This is a genomic window from Streptomyces sp. NPDC032126 (assembly GCF_055580085.1).
In genome coordinates this window covers 1,802,983-1,817,187 of the sequence record NZ_JBVIMA010000001.1, presented here as the reverse complement: position 1 = coordinate 1,817,187, position 14,205 = coordinate 1,802,983, and the positions used below count along the sequence as shown (strand labels likewise).

The following is a 14,205-nucleotide window of genomic DNA, read 5'->3' as shown; positions in this document are numbered from 1 at the left end:
ATCCTGTGAGTGGTTCAGGTGGCGGGCGAGGATTGCCTCAGCGTGGCCAGGCGTAGCCCTTGTCCGCCCAGCAGGGCAGGCCGGTGTCGGCGAGCGCGTCGATTGCCGCTGTAGGGCGCGTACGGAAGTCGATCAAGCAGGAGGGGCGAGCTCGACGAGGTGACGGGCTGTGCCAGCAGGGTCGATGATCTGATGGAGGTGTGCGCCAGGCAGGTGTGCCACACGCCAGCCGCGTTCGCCCGCCTGGGCCGCGAGGTCGTCATACGGAGGGCCGAACAGCAAGTAGGAGCAGGGATGGTCGTCCCAGCCGTCGGGGACCGGGATGTGCTGCTCGTAGTAGGACAGCGGCAGGGTGGGCTGCTCCTCGATGACTGTCTTCCGCATCGTCGGATCGGTGAACATGGGTGCGACGTCTGCCTCGTCCCACCAGTCGGTCCAGCGCGGCAGCCTGCCGTTCACCGCCATCGGACGGAGGAACTCCAGCAAGTCGGGTGTGGCGACGGGGGTCGGTCCGGTCCGGTCCGGCAGCGCGGCATCCACGAAGATGGAGCCGACCACTGGATGGTCGAGGCCCGAGCGAATCGCCGGGAGAAACAGGCCCGCGTTGCTGTGAGCGACCAACGTGACGGGGCTGTCGGCCGGAACCTGCCGGAGGTCGTCGCGGACGGCGTCGACGATGCGGGGCCAGAAGGGCGGAGCGCCGGCGCCTATGTGCAGCAGCGACGGCACCCGCACCTGGTAGCCCGCCGCCGTCAGATGTTCGGCCACAGGGTGCCAGGTCGAGGGGCCTACGGACGGGCTGTGCACGAGAACGAAGATCGGCTGCATGTGACGATCCTGTCGCTCATGCCTTCGGAGACGCGACAGTCTTGGCTGACAGCAGAACGGCTTCGCTTCGAAGAAGCTCGGCGCGGCGCCTTTTGAGGCGGTTGATGTCGCACTCGACGGCGTGGCGAGCCTTGTAGTCCTGGGGGTCGAACGTCGGCGGCCGGCCGCCGCGCGAGCCGCGCTTCTTGCGGTTGCGGGCCTGGTCGGGGGCTCGAACTGCGGGGGATCGCGGAGACACTCGTCCCCTCTGGGCGAGGGTGAGCAGGAGCTGTCGGCCCGCGCTCAGGCGTCGTCACGAACGCCTCACCCAGCCGGCCAGGCAAGCGGCACCCGCCAACTGCTGAGGTCGCCGCACGGCAGAGCGGGGTCGGCCGGGACCGGCGGGCGCCGGGTGAGAAGACGATCACTCTCCGGAAGGGCACGCCGACGGACGGAAGGCGCTCAGACACCGAAGACTGACGGGCCGACCCCGCCACAGATCATGTTGATGCATCTCAGTTGTTGTTGCAAGTCCTTCGCAATAGAGGCGTAGGCTGTCCCAGGACGATCACTCACGCCGAAAGGGGACGTGCCTGATGAGCGCTTACGCGCTTCCCGACCTGCCCTACGACTACGCCGCACTGGAGCCGGCCATCACCGGGCAGATCCTGGAACTGCACCACGCCAAACACCACGCCGCCTACGTCAAGGGCGCCAACGACACCCTGGAGCAGATCGCCGAAGCCCGCGACAAGGACCAGATCACGCCCACCGGCCTGGTCGGGCTGGAGAAGACCTTCGCCTTCAACCTCTCCGGCCACGTCCTGCACTCGATCTTCTGGCAGAACCTCTCCCCGGACGGCGGCGACCGCCCCGACGGCGCCCTCGCCGACGCCATCGACGAACACCTCGGAGGCTTCGAAGCGTTCAAGAAACAGCTCACCGTTGCCACCGCGTCCGTCCAGGGCTCGGGCTGGGGCGTCCTGGCCTGGGAACCCCTCGGCAAGCGCCTGATCGTCGAGCAGGTCTACGACCACCACGGCAACGTCGGCCAGGGCACCACCCCGCTGCTGGTCTTCGACGCCTGGGAGCACGCCTACTACCTGCAGTACAAGAACGTCCGCCCCGACTACGTCACCAAGCTCTGGGACCTGGTCAACTGGGAAGACGTCGCCGCCCGCTACAGCGCGGCGATCGGCACCTGACCCACCATCACGACATCGCCCGACGGGTCGGGAAGCCACAGCATCCCGACCCGCCAACTCGCTTCAGCGACCGCTCGGTTGGCTGCCTGAGACCTCGGGGATGCTTTCCACGAAGGAGCGGAAACACTCCGGAGGAGGGGCGATGACGCAGGCTCCATCGGCCGAGGTACTCGAGCTCGCCCGGACCCGGAGCCTGGGCTCCCACGTACGGTCGGGGTACCTGCACGCCATGGAGGACGGCGAGATGCGGGCCCTTACGGTCACCGCGACAGCACTCGGCCTCGGCGTGGTGATCACAACCGTCCTCCTGATGCCGCTGCTGATCCCTGCCGCGCTGCTGCTGGCGATCGCGCCCGAGGCAATCCGCCGCTGGCGCCTGCGGCAGCCGAGACCCCGCTTGCACTGTTTCGAGGGCGGCGTGGTGTTCGCAGGAAACCAGCGTGACCAGCGCATCGAGGTGTACGCCTGGCGGGAGCTGCGTCTGGACGTCGTGCGGACCCACTACGACTCCGACTACGTGCCGGGGTTCAACGCGGAAAGCACCCACGTGATCATCCGCACCAAGGTCGGCAACACCACCGTATGTCGCGTCCCGGACTCTCAACTGCGCCACACTGTGCAGACTCTGGCGCACTGAGTGCGTCGACGGCCGCTTCCCGCTTACCCATCGTGTCGCCGACCCCCGCACCACGAGCTGAGCGTTCAACCGAACGGTTGAATCCAAGGGCATCCTACGGACGACGCGGAACGGCGCGGCCGGTCGGCAGACTGGCCGCGCCGCCGCGTACGGAAGGTGGCGGCGGAATCAGGAGGACCCCCCACCATGCCCAGCAACTTCAGCAGGCGTCGGCTGCTCACGACCGGTGCCGGTGTCGCGCTCGGCGGTGCCGCCGCCGTCGCCACGCGGAGCACTGCGAGCGCCGCCCCGGCCGTCGGCTCGTCGCTCACCGGTGTCCGCGAGGAGACCCGCTCTCTCGACGAGCTGTACGAGGCGGCGATCGCCGAGGGCGGCAAGCTCGTCCTGTACCAGGGCGGGGACGTGGACAGCCAGGCGGCCGGGGTGCGTGCCGGGTGGGCCGCGCGCTTCCCGAAGGTCGAGCTGACGGCCGTCGTGGACTACAGCAAGTACCACGACGTCCGCGTCGACAACCAGCTCGCCACCGGCACCCTGGTCCCCGACGTCGTCCAGCTCCAGACGCTCCAGGACTTCACCCGCTGGAAGCGTGAGGGCAAGCTGCTGCGCTACAAGCCCGCCGGGTTCTCCAAGGTCCACCAGGGCTTCAAGGACCAGGACGGCGCATGGACCGCCCTGATGGTCATCGGCTTCAGCTTCATGTACGACATCCAGGGCGCCGGCGCCAACGCGCCGAAGACCCCGCTGGACCTGCTCGATCCGCGCTGGAAGGGCACGATCGCGTCCTCGTACCCGAACGACGACGACGCGGTCCTCTTCCTGTACACCCTCTACCAGCAGCGGTACGGCTGGGACTGGGTGGCGAGGTTCGCGGCGCAGCAGCCGCAGTTCGCGCGGGGCACGAACACCCCCGGCGCCGCGGTCAACGGCGGGACGAAGACCATCGGGGTCGGCGGCTCGGGCAGCCTGCTCTCCTCGTCTACGACGGTCAAGTGGGTCGTGCCCGAGGGCGACCACCCGTTCATGGCGTGGGGCCAGCGTGCCGCCATCCTGAAGCAGGCGGCCCACCCGGCGGCCGCCAAGCTGTACATGAACTGGCAGCTGTCCGAGGAGCGCCAGAAGGCCGCCTTCAACGGCTGGTCGGTGCGCACCGACGTCACCCCGAACCCGAGCCTGAAGCCGGTGTGGGAGTTCCCGAACGCCCACGTCGACGAGTTCCCGAGGTTCATGGAGGACCGGGCGACGGTCGAGCGGATGAAGCAGACGTTCTCCCTGTACTTCGGTGAGGTCCAGGGCGCTCCCTCGCCCGGCTGGCTCGGGCTGCACCCGGGGGCCTGACATCAGCGCGAGCACGGCTTCGCCCGGGCGTTTACAGCGATCACACGGGTCACGGCGTACCATCCGTGCCCTGTTGTCACCGCCGCCCGGCCCGCCCCAGGGAGCCGCAGCCGTGCCCGTCACCGCACTCGCCGTCCGCCGGTCCGCCGTGTCCGCGCGGCACCTGCCGCACCTGGTGTTCCTGGTCGCGGCCGGCGGCACCCTCGTCCGGCTCGTCCAGTTGAACAACGAGCTGTGCTGGCGGGTCGCGCCGCCCACGACGGCCATGGCCCTGCTGTACGCAGTCGGGCTGAGCCGGTGGGACCGGCTCGGCCGGGCCAGGACCCTGCTGCTCGGTGTCCTTCTGCTGCTGTGGGCTTCGGTCGCCTGGACCCTGTGGGGCCCGCTCGCCTCCGGGTACGCGTGGCTGGCGGTGCCCTTCGCGGTCCTGGCGATGCGGATGCCCACGCGCGCGGAGCGGACCGTGGCTCTCGGCGTGATCACGGCCCTGCTGCTGGCCGTCCTGGTGCGGGCGCACGGCGCCGTCGACCCCGAGGTGCTGGCACCGCCGGTCACCGCCGTCTGGGCCACCGCGCTGCTGTACCGCGACCAGCAGCGGCTCACCCAGGAGCTGGCCGGCACCCGCGGGGCGCTCGCGCGACAGCAGCGTGAGGCCGGGCGGCTGGCGGAGCGGGCGCGTATCGCCCGGGACCTGCACGACACGCTCGCGCAGGAGATCGCCGGCAGCCGGATGCTGCTCCAAGCCGCCGAGCGCGACTGGGAGCGCCGTCCGGAAGCGGCCCGCAGGCAGGTGCGGGTGGTCACCGAAGCGCTCGGCGACCATCTCGCGCAGACCCGCGGCATCATCCAGGACCTCACCCCGCCGGTGCTCGCCCAGGACGGTCTGGAGTCGGCGCTGCGCGACCTGTGCGCCCGCACGGACACCACGGCCAGCACGCCCCGGATCTCCTTCCGCACCGAGCACGACGCCCACCCGCTCCCGACCGAGCACGCGGTCGCCCTGCTGCGGGTCACCCAGGGGCTGCTCGCCAACGCGTGCGAGCACGCGAGCGCCGACCAAGTGCAGGTGACCCTGGTGTACGGCGAGGAGGGGGCGGCGGCCGTCGAAGTGCGCGACGACGGGACCGGCTTCGACCCGGACGCCGTGCGATCCGCCGGGGACAGCCGGGGCTTCGGGCTCGGCGGGGCGCGGGAGCGACTGGTCGCGTTGGGCGGTTCGCTCGCCGTCGACAGCGCGCCGGGACGGGGCACACGCGTGCGTGCGTCGCTGCGGAACCCGGCGCACGCGATGGACCGGACCCCGGTGGGCGCCCGATGAGCGAGGCCGTCGAGCCCACGCTGCGAATCCTGATCGTCGACGACCACACCGTCGTACGAGCCGGTCTGCGCGCCCTGTTGGAAGGCGAGCCCGGTTTCGACGTGGTCGGCGAGAGCGGGGACGGGCTCGAAGCGGCACGGCTGGTCAAGCGGCTCGGTCCCGACGTCGTGCTCATGGACCTGCGCCTGACGGAGCCGGGCGCGGCGGGTGACGCCATCGACGGCATCGAGGCGACCCGCCGGATCCTCGACGTCGACGCGCGCGTACGGGTCGTCGTGCTCACCAGCTACGGCAGCCAGGCCGACGTACTCCGGGCCGTGGAGGCGGGGGCACGCGGGTACGTCCTCAAAGCGGGCCCGCCCGAGGAACTGTTCCGCGCGGTGCGGGCCGCGGCCGCCGGGGGTCTGGCGCTGGCCCCGGAGGCCGCCGCCAGTGCCCTGGGGCGCGCGGCCGAACCGCCGCTCAGCGAGCGGGAGATCGAGGTCGTACGGCTCCTCGCGCAGGGGCACAGCAACCGGGCGATCGCCGGTGCGCTCTTCCTGGCCGAGGCGACGGTGAAGACCCACCTCGTCCGCATCTACCGCAAGCTCGGCGCCGAGAACCGCGCGGCCGCGGTCAGCGAGGCCGTCCGCCTCGGGCTGATCGAGCTGGTCTGACGCACCGCCCATGGGCAGGCCTGATTCCAGCGGGCCTGATGCCGGGCGTTGCCCTCTCCCGGGCCGTGATCTGCCACCTCCCCCACCCCTAGACCTGTGACGCGGCAAGCAACTGCAAAGCTTTTTCCTTCAGTTGGGGACTGGCCTCAGCGGCGTTGCCGGAGTGGAAGGGAGGTTGGGGGTCGTATTCGATGGCGAGTTGGATGGCCTTCGCGGTGTCGTCGTCCGCGATCAGGGACGCGAGGTACAGCGCCATGTCCACACCCGCCGACACCCCGGCCGCGGTGACGATCTTGCCGGAACGTACGTAGCGCTGCGGCAGGTAGGTGACATCGAACGTGGACTGCAGGTAGTCGGCGGAGGCCCAGTAGGTCGTCGCCTCCCGGCCGTCCAGCAACCCGGCCGCCGCGAGGACAATGCTGCCGGTGCAGACGGAGGTCGTCCACTGGGTGTGGCGGTGCATCTCGCGGATCCAGCGCAGGAGCGCCTGGTTGTTCATCGCCCCGACGGTGCCGCGGTTGCCCGCGCCCGGGACGAGCAGGACGTCGAGACGGTCGACCTCGGCGATGGAGCGCTCGGCGACCACGGCCACGTCTCCCGTGTCCGTGCGGACGGCCCCGCGTCTCTCGGCGATCATCGTCACGGTGGCGTCCGGCAGCCGGGACAGGACCTCGGCCGGGCCGGTGGGGTCCAGCAGGCTGTAGCCGTCGTACAGCAGGATGCCGATGTTCGGGCCCGTTCCGCCGCCGCGCGGCGCCGCGTACGCCGTTGCGGTCTGGGCGGCTGCAGCCGTGGCCGCGAGCGCGGCGGTGGCCACGGTCCCGCGCAGGACGTTTCTGCGTGTCGTGGAATGGCTCATGGGCCAGGAGTCTTCTGCCTCGGCGCGACACGTGGGGGTGGCATGTCCGGCATCCTGCGAAGTCTGTCCCCCGTGACCCCGTAATGGTCGAGGAACGCCTGCCGCAACGTCTCCGCCGACCCGAAACCGCAGCGCCGGGCGATCGCTGCCATGGACAGTGCGCTGGAGCGAACGAGGTGCGCCGCCGCTTCCGTGCGTGCCGCGCGTACGGCCCGCGCGGGAGTGGTACCGAGGTGCGCGGTGAACAAGCGGGTCAGGTGCCGGGGGCTGACCCCCGCACGGGCTGCCAGGGCCGCGGGGGTGAGGTCTTCGGCCAGGTGGCCGGATATATGGCCCATCAGATCCCGTACCAGCCGGTCCTCCGGCGGTGGGGCGGCAAGGAACATCGATATCTGAGCCTGGTCGGCGGGCCGGTGCAGATGAGTGACGAGTTCACGGGCGACGGTCCGGGCGAGGGTCGGACCGTGGTCGTCCTCGATCAGGGCCAGTGTCAGGTCCAGGGCGCTGGTGACCCCGGCCGAGGTGTAGACGTTGCCGTCGCGGATGTAGAGGGGGCTTACGTCCACGGCCACCGTGGGGTGACGCTCGGCGAGTCGGTCTCCCCATCCCCAGTGGGTCGTCACCCGTCTGTGGTCGAGCAGTCCGGCGGCGGCCAGGACATAAGCGCCGGTGCATACGGAGGCCACACGCCGGCTGTGCGCGGCCAGCCGACGTACCTGGCCCAGTAATCCCTCGTCCGCCGCCGCGTCCTCGCAGCCGATGCCGCCCACGACCATGAGCGTGTCCAGCCGTCCTACGAACGTCTCCAGGCCCTGCCCGGGTCCCAGCAGAATCCCCGCCGAGCTGCGGGCGGCCCGGCGACCGAGGGTGCCCAGTTCGATGGAGTACGGCGGCTGTGCACCGTACCGGTTGGCGATGTCCAAGGCGCCGCTGGGACAGGCGATGTCGAGGATCTGCGCGCCGTCGTAAGCGACGATGAGAACGCGTCGCCGAGGCCTGTGGCCCGTCACCTCTTCGGTGATGCTCGCCGCGCGGTGGCCGCAGCTCATGCGGGACACGGTGCAGGTCTTCTCAGCCATGGTGGTGCTCCTGTTCTCTGTTCTCTGTTCTTCCAGCGGTTGTGCGGGGCTGGGCCGTGTGCAGCGCGGGGCGAACCGGGTCGCTGCCGCCCGGACCACGGCCGAGCGGCAGCAGCGTGCGGGCCGTCAGGCAGCGGCGGGTACCGGGGTGCAGCGTTCGGCGTCGTCCAGCCACTCGATCAGCGAGGTACGGGCGCGGGCGACCCGTGAACGCACCGTGCCCACCGGGCAGTCGCTGACGCCGGCCGCCTCCGCGTAGGGCAGGCCCACCAGTTGGGTGAGGACGAATGCCTCGCGGCGGTCGTCCGGAAGGGTGTCCAGCAGCTCGGCGAGGGCGATGCCGTCGTCGAAGCCGGGCAGATGGCGCGGCTGGGCGCGTTCAGCGGCCGACTGCCAGTCGTCGGTGTCCGACAGGCGGGGGCGGGTGGAGCTGTGGCGGATGCTGTCGATCACCGCGCGGCGGGCGATGGACAGCAGCCAGGTGCGGGCCGAGGAGCGGCCTTCGAAGCGGTGCAGGCTGCCCAGGGCGCGCAGGAACGTGTCCTGGGTCAGGTCCTCCGCACTCTGGGGGTCGGCGCCGAGGAACGTCACATAGCGGCGGACGTCTCGGTGCAGGGCGCGGACGAAGAGGTCGACGGCCTCGGGGTCGCCACCGCGGGCGGCCAGTGCCCAGGCGGTGACCGAATCGTCTCTCGGCCCTTCTGCCGATTCATCGCGCGGGGCGGACAGGGACAGGGCAGGAGTGAGCACCTGGTGTCTCTCCTTCTCAGGAATCCAGGGACCGGTGTCCGGGCCGGCGCGCGCAGAGCATGGCGAGCGGCATGGCGGAACCGGCGAGTGGGTGATGGGGTGATCGGCCGGGCGCGGGTGTGCGCGGCCGATGCCCGAGGCGCGGAAGCCGACGATTCGTCATCTCCGTCTACGGCCTCGGGAAGCCGGCTGTCGTCAGGCGACAGCGGTCCCCAGGGGTGGACCCCGAGAAGTGATCGCGTAGGTGAGAAGAAGCCGCCGCGGCTTTCGCTCCGAACCGCCTCGGCGGGCGCGGACGCGTGGCCGGTGCGGCGGCACGGGCAGCAGGAGGATCAGGCGCAGCGGAGCGACGAGCCAGCCTGCGAGAGCTCGCAGGATGCGGAACGCGGCGCGCTCGCCATGGGCGAGCCACAGGCCGCACAACAGCGCGGCCAGCAGGTGGGCTGCGAGCATGCCGGTCGAGGACATGCCGCCCATGCCGTGGTCCAGAGCGTGCCCGGCCCCCATGTGGCCCATCGACCCCATCGACCCCATGGAGTGCATGGCACCCATCCCGTGATCCATGGGATTCATGGACATCGGCATGGCACCGCGCTCCCCGCCCGAAGGCGAACCGCACAGCAGATGGCCCAACCACTGCTGGACCAGCGACCTACCGCCGGACGTCTGCGGGTGTACGACTGCCTGGGCGAGCGAGAACGACGCGTGGAGTACGGCCTGGGCGGCGACCGTGACGGAGCCGACCGCGACCTGCCCGCGCTCCCGGCCGGCCAGCAGCCAGGCCGTGCCGCCGGTCGCCACCACTCCCGCGGCCATGGCCCACCAGGGCACCGCGGTCCCGGACATCATGACGTGCCCCAGGGAGGCGAGCAGCACGCAGACGGCCGCGAACACGGCGGCCCTGAGCGTGCGAGTACACCCCCCAGCGGTCATAGCGCCTCATCCTCGCAGTCCGGGTCTCACGCGTCACGGGAGGGTACGGAGCCGGCCCCGGTGTCCGGCTCAATCCAGCTGCCGTGATCCACGCCATAGCGACAAGAGGGAACCCGCTGTCGGCTTCGGTGGAGAACTGCTCAACCCCGCAACCTGCGCGGCGCCACCGCAGGCAGCCCCTCCACAGTCGCCGCGAGCACGGACAGCAGCCGGATGAGTTCTCCCTGGTCGTCCACGGCGTCGAGGAGCCGGGCCTGGTCGGCGTGGACGCGTCGGGCGGCGCGGTCGTGGAGCATGCTGCCGCGAGCGGTCAGGTAGAGGAGGACGCGGCGGCGATCGTCGGGGTCGGGACGACGGTAGACCAGGTTGCCGGCGACCATGCGGTCGACGAGTTTGGTCAGACTGGGCGCCGGCATGAGGACGTGCTCGGCTATCTCGGTCATCGGATGGCCCTGCCCGTCGGCGACGGCCGACATGACGCGCCACTCCTCCACCGAGCAGCCCTCCTCCGCCAGCACCCCCGCCAAGCGCTGGACGAGGCGTCGCTCGGCACGGCTGAGCAGCTGGGCGAGGTCCGGCGAGGAGGGTTCGGACGGCATTGCCGGTGTCCTTCCACTAGGTCTACTGTTCCGGCACATTACGAGCCTCTGCGAGGGCGCCGGGGCCCGGACCGGGATCCGTGCACCCCATGCCCTCACGGAGGTGACCTGTGCATCCGGTGCCGCCCAGCAGGAACGGCAACTCGAACACGACGCTGGTCGTGGCTCTGGTCGTACCGTTGCAGGGGCCGGCGGGAGTCTTCGGCCCGTCGTGCGAACTGGCCGCGCAATTGGCCATGGAAGAGCTCAATGCCACGGGCGGCGTACTGGACCGGGAGATCCGGCTCGTCACGGTGGACGGCGGGAGACCGCCCGAACAGGTGGCCGCCGAGGTCGAGGCCCTGGTGTCGCTGGGCGCCGTCGACGGAGTGCTGGGCTGGCACACTTCGGCGGTCCGCCAGGCACTGCTGCCGCGGATCGCCGGCCGTGTGCCCTACGTCTACACCGCCCAGTACGAGGGCGGCGAGCGCACCCCCGGAGTATTCCTGACCGGCGAAACCGACGCCGATCAACTGCTCCCGGCCATGCGGCTGCTGGCCGAGGCGACCGGGACGCGACGTTGGTGCACGGTGGGCAACGACTATGTGTGGCCGCGCGTGACCGCCCGCGCCGCGCGCCGTTACGCCCGGGCCTGCGGAGGCCTGGTGCGGGACGAGGTCTTCGTGCCGCTGGAGACGTACGAGTTCGGGCCGGTGCTGCGCCGGATCGAGCGGAGCGATGCGGACGCGGTGCTGATGCTGCTGCTCGGGGACGACGCGGCCCGCTTCAACCGGGCGTTCGCCGCATACGGCCTGCACCAGCGATGCCTGCGCCTGAGCACCCACATGGACGAGAACATCCTGCTGGCCACCGGCGCCGAGGCCACCGACGGGCTCTGGGCGACGGCCGGCTTCTTCGAGACGCTCGCGACCGCGGAGAGCCTGGACTTCAGCGCCCGTTACGCGGCCCGGTTCGGGGTGCAGGCACCCGTCGTGGGGAGTCTGGGCGAGTCGTGCTTCGAAGGGGTACGGCTGCTTGCAGCGCTGGTCGAGCGGACGCGGTCGCTGGATGTCCAGGCGATGTGCGCCGTCGCGGACACCGTGTCCTACGAGGGCCCGCGGGGCGTGCTGCGACTGGACGGCAACCATCTCACCCAACGGCTGTATCTGGCGCGGGCAGATGCCTTCGACTTCCACATCGTCGCCCAACTCTGATCTCTCGCCCTCCAGTTGGTGCTGGTCAGCGCGCCTCCAGGCTGCTGTCCCGGTGGGCCGTTGACAATACCCCGCCGCAGAAATATTTTCTATGGGAAGTATCAAGCCAAGCAAGTCGCCGCCCCGACCGTACGCAATCGCCCGCCCAGCCGTTCGACAGAGTGCTGCCGGAAATCCGCATGGCACACCCACCCGCACAAACCGGTCCGGCAACAAGTGACCAGCTCAGGGCGCGCATCAAGAAACCCGGAGCGGGTTGCTGAAACCCTTTACGCCCTACTTCTACGCGCGTCACATAAAGGCCGCGTCAAAGAACTTCCTTTTAAAGGACGCGAAACGCTCAAGAAACAGCGGGCCCTGACTCTTCCGTGAAAACACCCGGGGTCATCCGGGTTGTGGCCCTGCGCGCGGAAGAGGGAAGAGTCGTGACGGAGATCGTCGACAAGGAAGCGCCACCGGCGAGTGCGGGCGGACGGACGTACAACACCTGGGCGCAGAACGACACGTTGGAGGACTACTCGCTGCGCTACGCGCCGAAGTCCTTCCGCCGCTGGACCCCCTATGTGGTGGCCACGACGGCGCTGGGCGGCATCGCCTACCTCGCCGACTTCGCCATCGGCGGCTCCATCGCCATCTCCAACGGCTTCTCCAGCGCGATGGTGGCCATCCTGGCCGCGGCGGTGGTCATCTTCCTGACCGGCATCCCGATCTCGTACTACTCGGCGAAGTACTCCATCGACATGGACCTGTTGACCCGGGGCGCGGGCTTCGGCTACCTCGGATCCACGCTCACCTCGGTCATCTACGCCAGCTTCACCTTCATCTTCTTCGCCCTAGAGGGCTCGATCATGGCGCAGGCCCTGGAGCTGGGCCTGCACATCCCGCTCGCCGTCGGCTACTTGATCTGCTCCCTCATCATCCTGCCGCTGGTGATCTACGGCATGACCGCGCTGTCGAAGATGCAGGTGTGGACGCAGCCGGTCTGGCTGGTGCTGATGGTCGCGCCGTTCGTGTCCATCGCGATCCAGGAGCCGGGCAAGTTCTCGCAGTTCACCCACTTCGCCGGCGACTCCCCCACCGGCTCCAGCATCAGCATGCTCGGTGTCGGCGCGGGCGCGGGCGTGGCGCTTTCGCTGATCGCGCAGATCGGTGAGCAGGTCGACTACCTGCGCTTCATGCCCGACAAGACGCCGGAGAACTCGAAGAAGTGGTGGGGTGCTGTGCTCAGCGCGGGCCCGGGCTGGGTGGTGCTCGGCGCGGCGAAGCAGATCGGCGGGGCCTTCCTCGCCTTCTACATCGCCGGCAGCGTGGGCCTGTCCAAGGCCAACGAGCCCATCCAGCAGTACGTCCACGGCTTCAAGACCTTCGCCGCTCCCGTCGCGCTGGGCGTGGCCACCTTCTTCGTGATCCTCTCCCAGATAAAGATCAACTCGACGAACGCGTACTCGGGTTCGCTGTCCTGGTCGAACTTCTTCTCGCGGCTGACCCACCGTCACCCCGGCCGGGTCGTCTACATCTTCCTCAACGTCGGGATCGCCCTGGCCCTGATGGAGGGCGGCGTGTTCGGCTTCCTCAACACGGTGCTCGGCTTCTACTCCAACGTGGCCATCGCCTGGATCGGCGCCGTCGTCGCCGACCTCGTCATCAACAAGCCGCTGGGACTCAGCCCGTCGTACATCGAGTTCAAGCGGGCCCACCTGCACAACTTCAACCCCGTCGGCTTCGGCTCGATGCTCATCGCCTCGGCCGTCTCCATCGCCGCGTACTTCAAGGCCTTCGGTGACTACGGCAAGGCGTACTCCCCGTTCATCGCGCTGTTCCTGGCGATGGCGCTCTCGCCGCTGTTCGCGGTCCTCACCAAGGGCAAGTACTACATCGCCCGCGTCGACGACCTGGAGGAGCCGCTGCTCGGCGCCGACGGTCTGCCGTCGGCGGTCACTCTCACCTGCACCGTGTGCACCACCGACTTCGAACGGCCCGACGTGGCCAACTGCTCCTTCCACTCCGGGGCGATCTGCTCCCTGTGCTGCAGCCTGGAGAAGGACTGCCACGACTCCTGCAAGAGCGGCACCGGACCGGTCGCCCTCGCCATGCCCACGGTCCGAACCGTGGACTGACAACGACGGACGCCTGTGCACCGCATGACGACGGCCCCGCGCGGACTCCGGTGCGGGGCCGCTGCACGACGCCTCAGTATCCCCGAACCACCAGGTCAGTGATCTTGACGGACACCTTCGTTTTCGACGACGCGGTACTGATCGAAGTCGGGTGGTAGTTCAGACTCGTCTGGTCCGACAACTCGGCCGTCTCGATGATCGGGCCGGACTCGTCACCCCGGACCTCGTAAGTGATCTCGTACACCGCATCCGGGTCGATGTCCTCGATACCCACGTAGGTCAGATTCGGCTCCACCGTCACATTGCAGCCAGCTGACCCGAAACACTGCCGTCGGGTGGTCCGCAGCTCCATGGTGAAGTCGTCGACCCCGAGCTCCGCGTACGTCGGCTCCGGGTCCGGTTTCTCCGCGGCGTCAGTCACGACGTCCTTGTTCGAGGCGCTCGGCCCGGCCGTGGTGGCCGGCTTGCTGTCGTCGTTTGCGGCACAGCAGCGGCCGACCCGATGATGATCGCGTTGGTGCGGGACTTCTTCGGCGGTGTCGGCGGTGCAGGCGGGAGTGGCGGCGGAAAGTCGGGCGATGGTGGTGTGGCGTTGGCCATGAGTCCCCCCTTGTGCTGGTGCGTGGGGTGAATCATGCGTGCATGTGAGGCGGCGTGAAGGCGCTGTCATCGGTTCGTGACTCCATACCACCCGAAGGAGCGGCAGCAGCCGAGTGG

At 69.7% G+C, this 14,205-nt stretch carries 14 protein-coding genes; 7 read left to right on the top strand and 7 right to left on the bottom strand.

Annotated features, from left to right (window positions below; genetic code table 11):
• Positions 1-132: 132 nt before the first annotated feature.
• Positions 133-828 (bottom strand): alpha/beta fold hydrolase, encoded by a 696-nt coding sequence (locus tag ACZ5NW_RS07670; protein ID WP_468742801.1) that lies wholly within the window; start codon positions 826-828, stop codon positions 133-135.
• A 575-nt stretch (positions 829-1,403) separates the two neighbouring features.
• Here ACZ5NW_RS07670 and ACZ5NW_RS07665 point away from each other — a divergent pair.
• From ACZ5NW_RS07665 to ACZ5NW_RS07645, 5 genes are all read left to right on the top strand, one after another.
• Positions 1,404-2,012, top strand: coding sequence for a superoxide dismutase (locus ACZ5NW_RS07665; protein ID WP_468742800.1), 609 nt, complete (start codon positions 1,404-1,406; stop codon positions 2,010-2,012).
• 229 nt (positions 2,013-2,241) lie between these two features.
• Positions 2,242-2,649, top strand: coding sequence for a hypothetical protein (locus tag ACZ5NW_RS07660; RefSeq protein WP_468742799.1), 408 nt, complete (start codon positions 2,242-2,244; stop codon positions 2,647-2,649).
• Positions 2,650-2,835: 186 nt separating this feature from the next.
• Positions 2,836-3,984: an ABC transporter substrate-binding protein gene (locus ACZ5NW_RS07655; protein ID WP_468742798.1), complete on the top strand. Its 1,149-nt coding sequence runs from the start codon at positions 2,836-2,838 to the stop codon at positions 3,982-3,984.
• Positions 3,985-4,096: 112 nt separating this feature from the next.
• Positions 4,097-5,302 (top strand): sensor histidine kinase, encoded by a 1,206-nt coding sequence (locus ACZ5NW_RS07650; RefSeq protein ID WP_468742797.1) that lies wholly within the window; start codon positions 4,097-4,099, stop codon positions 5,300-5,302.
• A complete protein-coding gene (locus tag ACZ5NW_RS07645; RefSeq protein WP_468742796.1) occupies positions 5,299-5,958 on the top strand; it encodes a response regulator transcription factor in 660 nt (219 codons plus the stop codon). The genes ACZ5NW_RS07650 and ACZ5NW_RS07645 overlap by 4 nt, the downstream gene beginning before the upstream one ends.
• A gap of 88 nt (positions 5,959-6,046) precedes the next feature.
• Here the strand turns inward: ACZ5NW_RS07645 and ACZ5NW_RS07640 are convergent, their stop codons facing one another.
• The 5 genes from ACZ5NW_RS07640 to ACZ5NW_RS07620 all read right to left on the bottom strand — a co-directional run bounded on the left by ACZ5NW_RS07640 (position 6,047) and on the right by ACZ5NW_RS07620 (position 10,178).
• Positions 6,047-6,817 (bottom strand): DJ-1/PfpI family protein, encoded by a 771-nt coding sequence (locus ACZ5NW_RS07640; RefSeq protein WP_468742795.1) that lies wholly within the window; start codon positions 6,815-6,817, stop codon positions 6,047-6,049.
• Entirely contained in the window at positions 6,814-7,866 is a 1,053-nt protein-coding gene (locus tag ACZ5NW_RS07635; protein WP_468743014.1) for a GlxA family transcriptional regulator, read from the bottom strand. The genes ACZ5NW_RS07640 and ACZ5NW_RS07635 overlap by 4 nt, the downstream gene beginning before the upstream one ends.
• Before the next feature lie 156 nt (positions 7,867-8,022).
• Positions 8,023-8,646, bottom strand: a complete 624-nt coding sequence (locus ACZ5NW_RS07630; RefSeq protein WP_468742794.1) for a sigma-70 family RNA polymerase sigma factor — start codon at positions 8,644-8,646, stop codon at positions 8,023-8,025.
• A gap of 195 nt (positions 8,647-8,841) precedes the next feature.
• Positions 8,842-9,579 carry a hypothetical protein gene (locus ACZ5NW_RS07625; protein ID WP_468742793.1) on the bottom strand — a complete coding sequence of 246 codons (738 nt, stop codon included), beginning with the start codon at positions 9,577-9,579 and terminating at the stop codon, positions 8,842-8,844.
• Between the two features lie 140 nt (positions 9,580-9,719).
• Complete coding sequence (locus ACZ5NW_RS07620) at positions 9,720-10,178, bottom strand: MarR family winged helix-turn-helix transcriptional regulator (RefSeq protein ID WP_468742792.1); 459 nt, start codon at positions 10,176-10,178, stop codon at positions 9,720-9,722.
• 110 nt (positions 10,179-10,288) lie between these two features.
• Here ACZ5NW_RS07620 and ACZ5NW_RS07615 point away from each other — a divergent pair, with 110 nt between their 5' ends.
• Both ACZ5NW_RS07615 and ACZ5NW_RS07610 read left to right on the top strand, forming a co-directional pair.
• A complete protein-coding gene (locus ACZ5NW_RS07615) occupies positions 10,289-11,371 on the top strand; it encodes a substrate-binding domain-containing protein (protein ID WP_468742791.1) in 1,083 nt (360 codons plus the stop codon).
• Positions 11,372-11,796: 425 nt separating this feature from the next.
• Positions 11,797-13,488: a purine-cytosine permease family protein gene (locus ACZ5NW_RS07610; RefSeq protein ID WP_468742790.1), complete on the top strand. Its 1,692-nt coding sequence runs from the start codon at positions 11,797-11,799 to the stop codon at positions 13,486-13,488.
• A gap of 73 nt (positions 13,489-13,561) precedes the next feature.
• Here the strand turns inward: ACZ5NW_RS07610 and ACZ5NW_RS07605 are convergent, their stop codons facing one another.
• Entirely contained in the window at positions 13,562-14,158 is a 597-nt protein-coding gene (locus ACZ5NW_RS07605; protein WP_468742789.1) for a hypothetical protein, read from the bottom strand.
• Positions 14,159-14,205 lie beyond the last annotated feature (47 nt).

Excerpts from the sequence above, each read along its gene's own strand:
- ACZ5NW_RS07670 (WP_468742801.1), bottom strand. The coding sequence starts at position 828 with ATGCAGCCGATCTTCGTTCTCGTGCACAGCCCGTCCGTAGGCCCCTCG.
- ACZ5NW_RS07665 (WP_468742800.1), top strand. The coding sequence starts at position 1,404 with ATGAGCGCTTACGCGCTTCCCGACCTGCCCTACGACTACGCCGCACTG.
- ACZ5NW_RS07660 (WP_468742799.1), top strand. The coding sequence starts at position 2,242 with ATGGAGGACGGCGAGATGCGGGCCCTTACGGTCACCGCGACAGCACTC.
- ACZ5NW_RS07655 (WP_468742798.1), top strand. The coding sequence starts at position 2,836 with ATGCCCAGCAACTTCAGCAGGCGTCGGCTGCTCACGACCGGTGCCGGT.
- ACZ5NW_RS07645 (WP_468742796.1), top strand. The coding sequence starts at position 5,299 with ATGAGCGAGGCCGTCGAGCCCACGCTGCGAATCCTGATCGTCGACGAC.
- ACZ5NW_RS07640 (WP_468742795.1), bottom strand. The coding sequence starts at position 6,817 with ATGAGCCATTCCACGACACGCAGAAACGTCCTGCGCGGGACCGTGGCC.
- ACZ5NW_RS07635 (WP_468743014.1), bottom strand. The coding sequence starts at position 7,866 with ATGAGCTGCGGCCACCGCGCGGCGAGCATCACCGAAGAGGTGACGGGC.
- ACZ5NW_RS07625 (WP_468742793.1), bottom strand. The coding sequence starts at position 9,579 with ATGACCGCTGGGGGGTGTACTCGCACGCTCAGGGCCGCCGTGTTCGCG.
- ACZ5NW_RS07620 (WP_468742792.1), bottom strand. The coding sequence starts at position 10,178 with ATGCCGTCCGAACCCTCCTCGCCGGACCTCGCCCAGCTGCTCAGCCGT.
- ACZ5NW_RS07605 (WP_468742789.1), bottom strand. The coding sequence starts at position 14,158 with ATGACAGCGCCTTCACGCCGCCTCACATGCACGCATGATTCACCCCAC.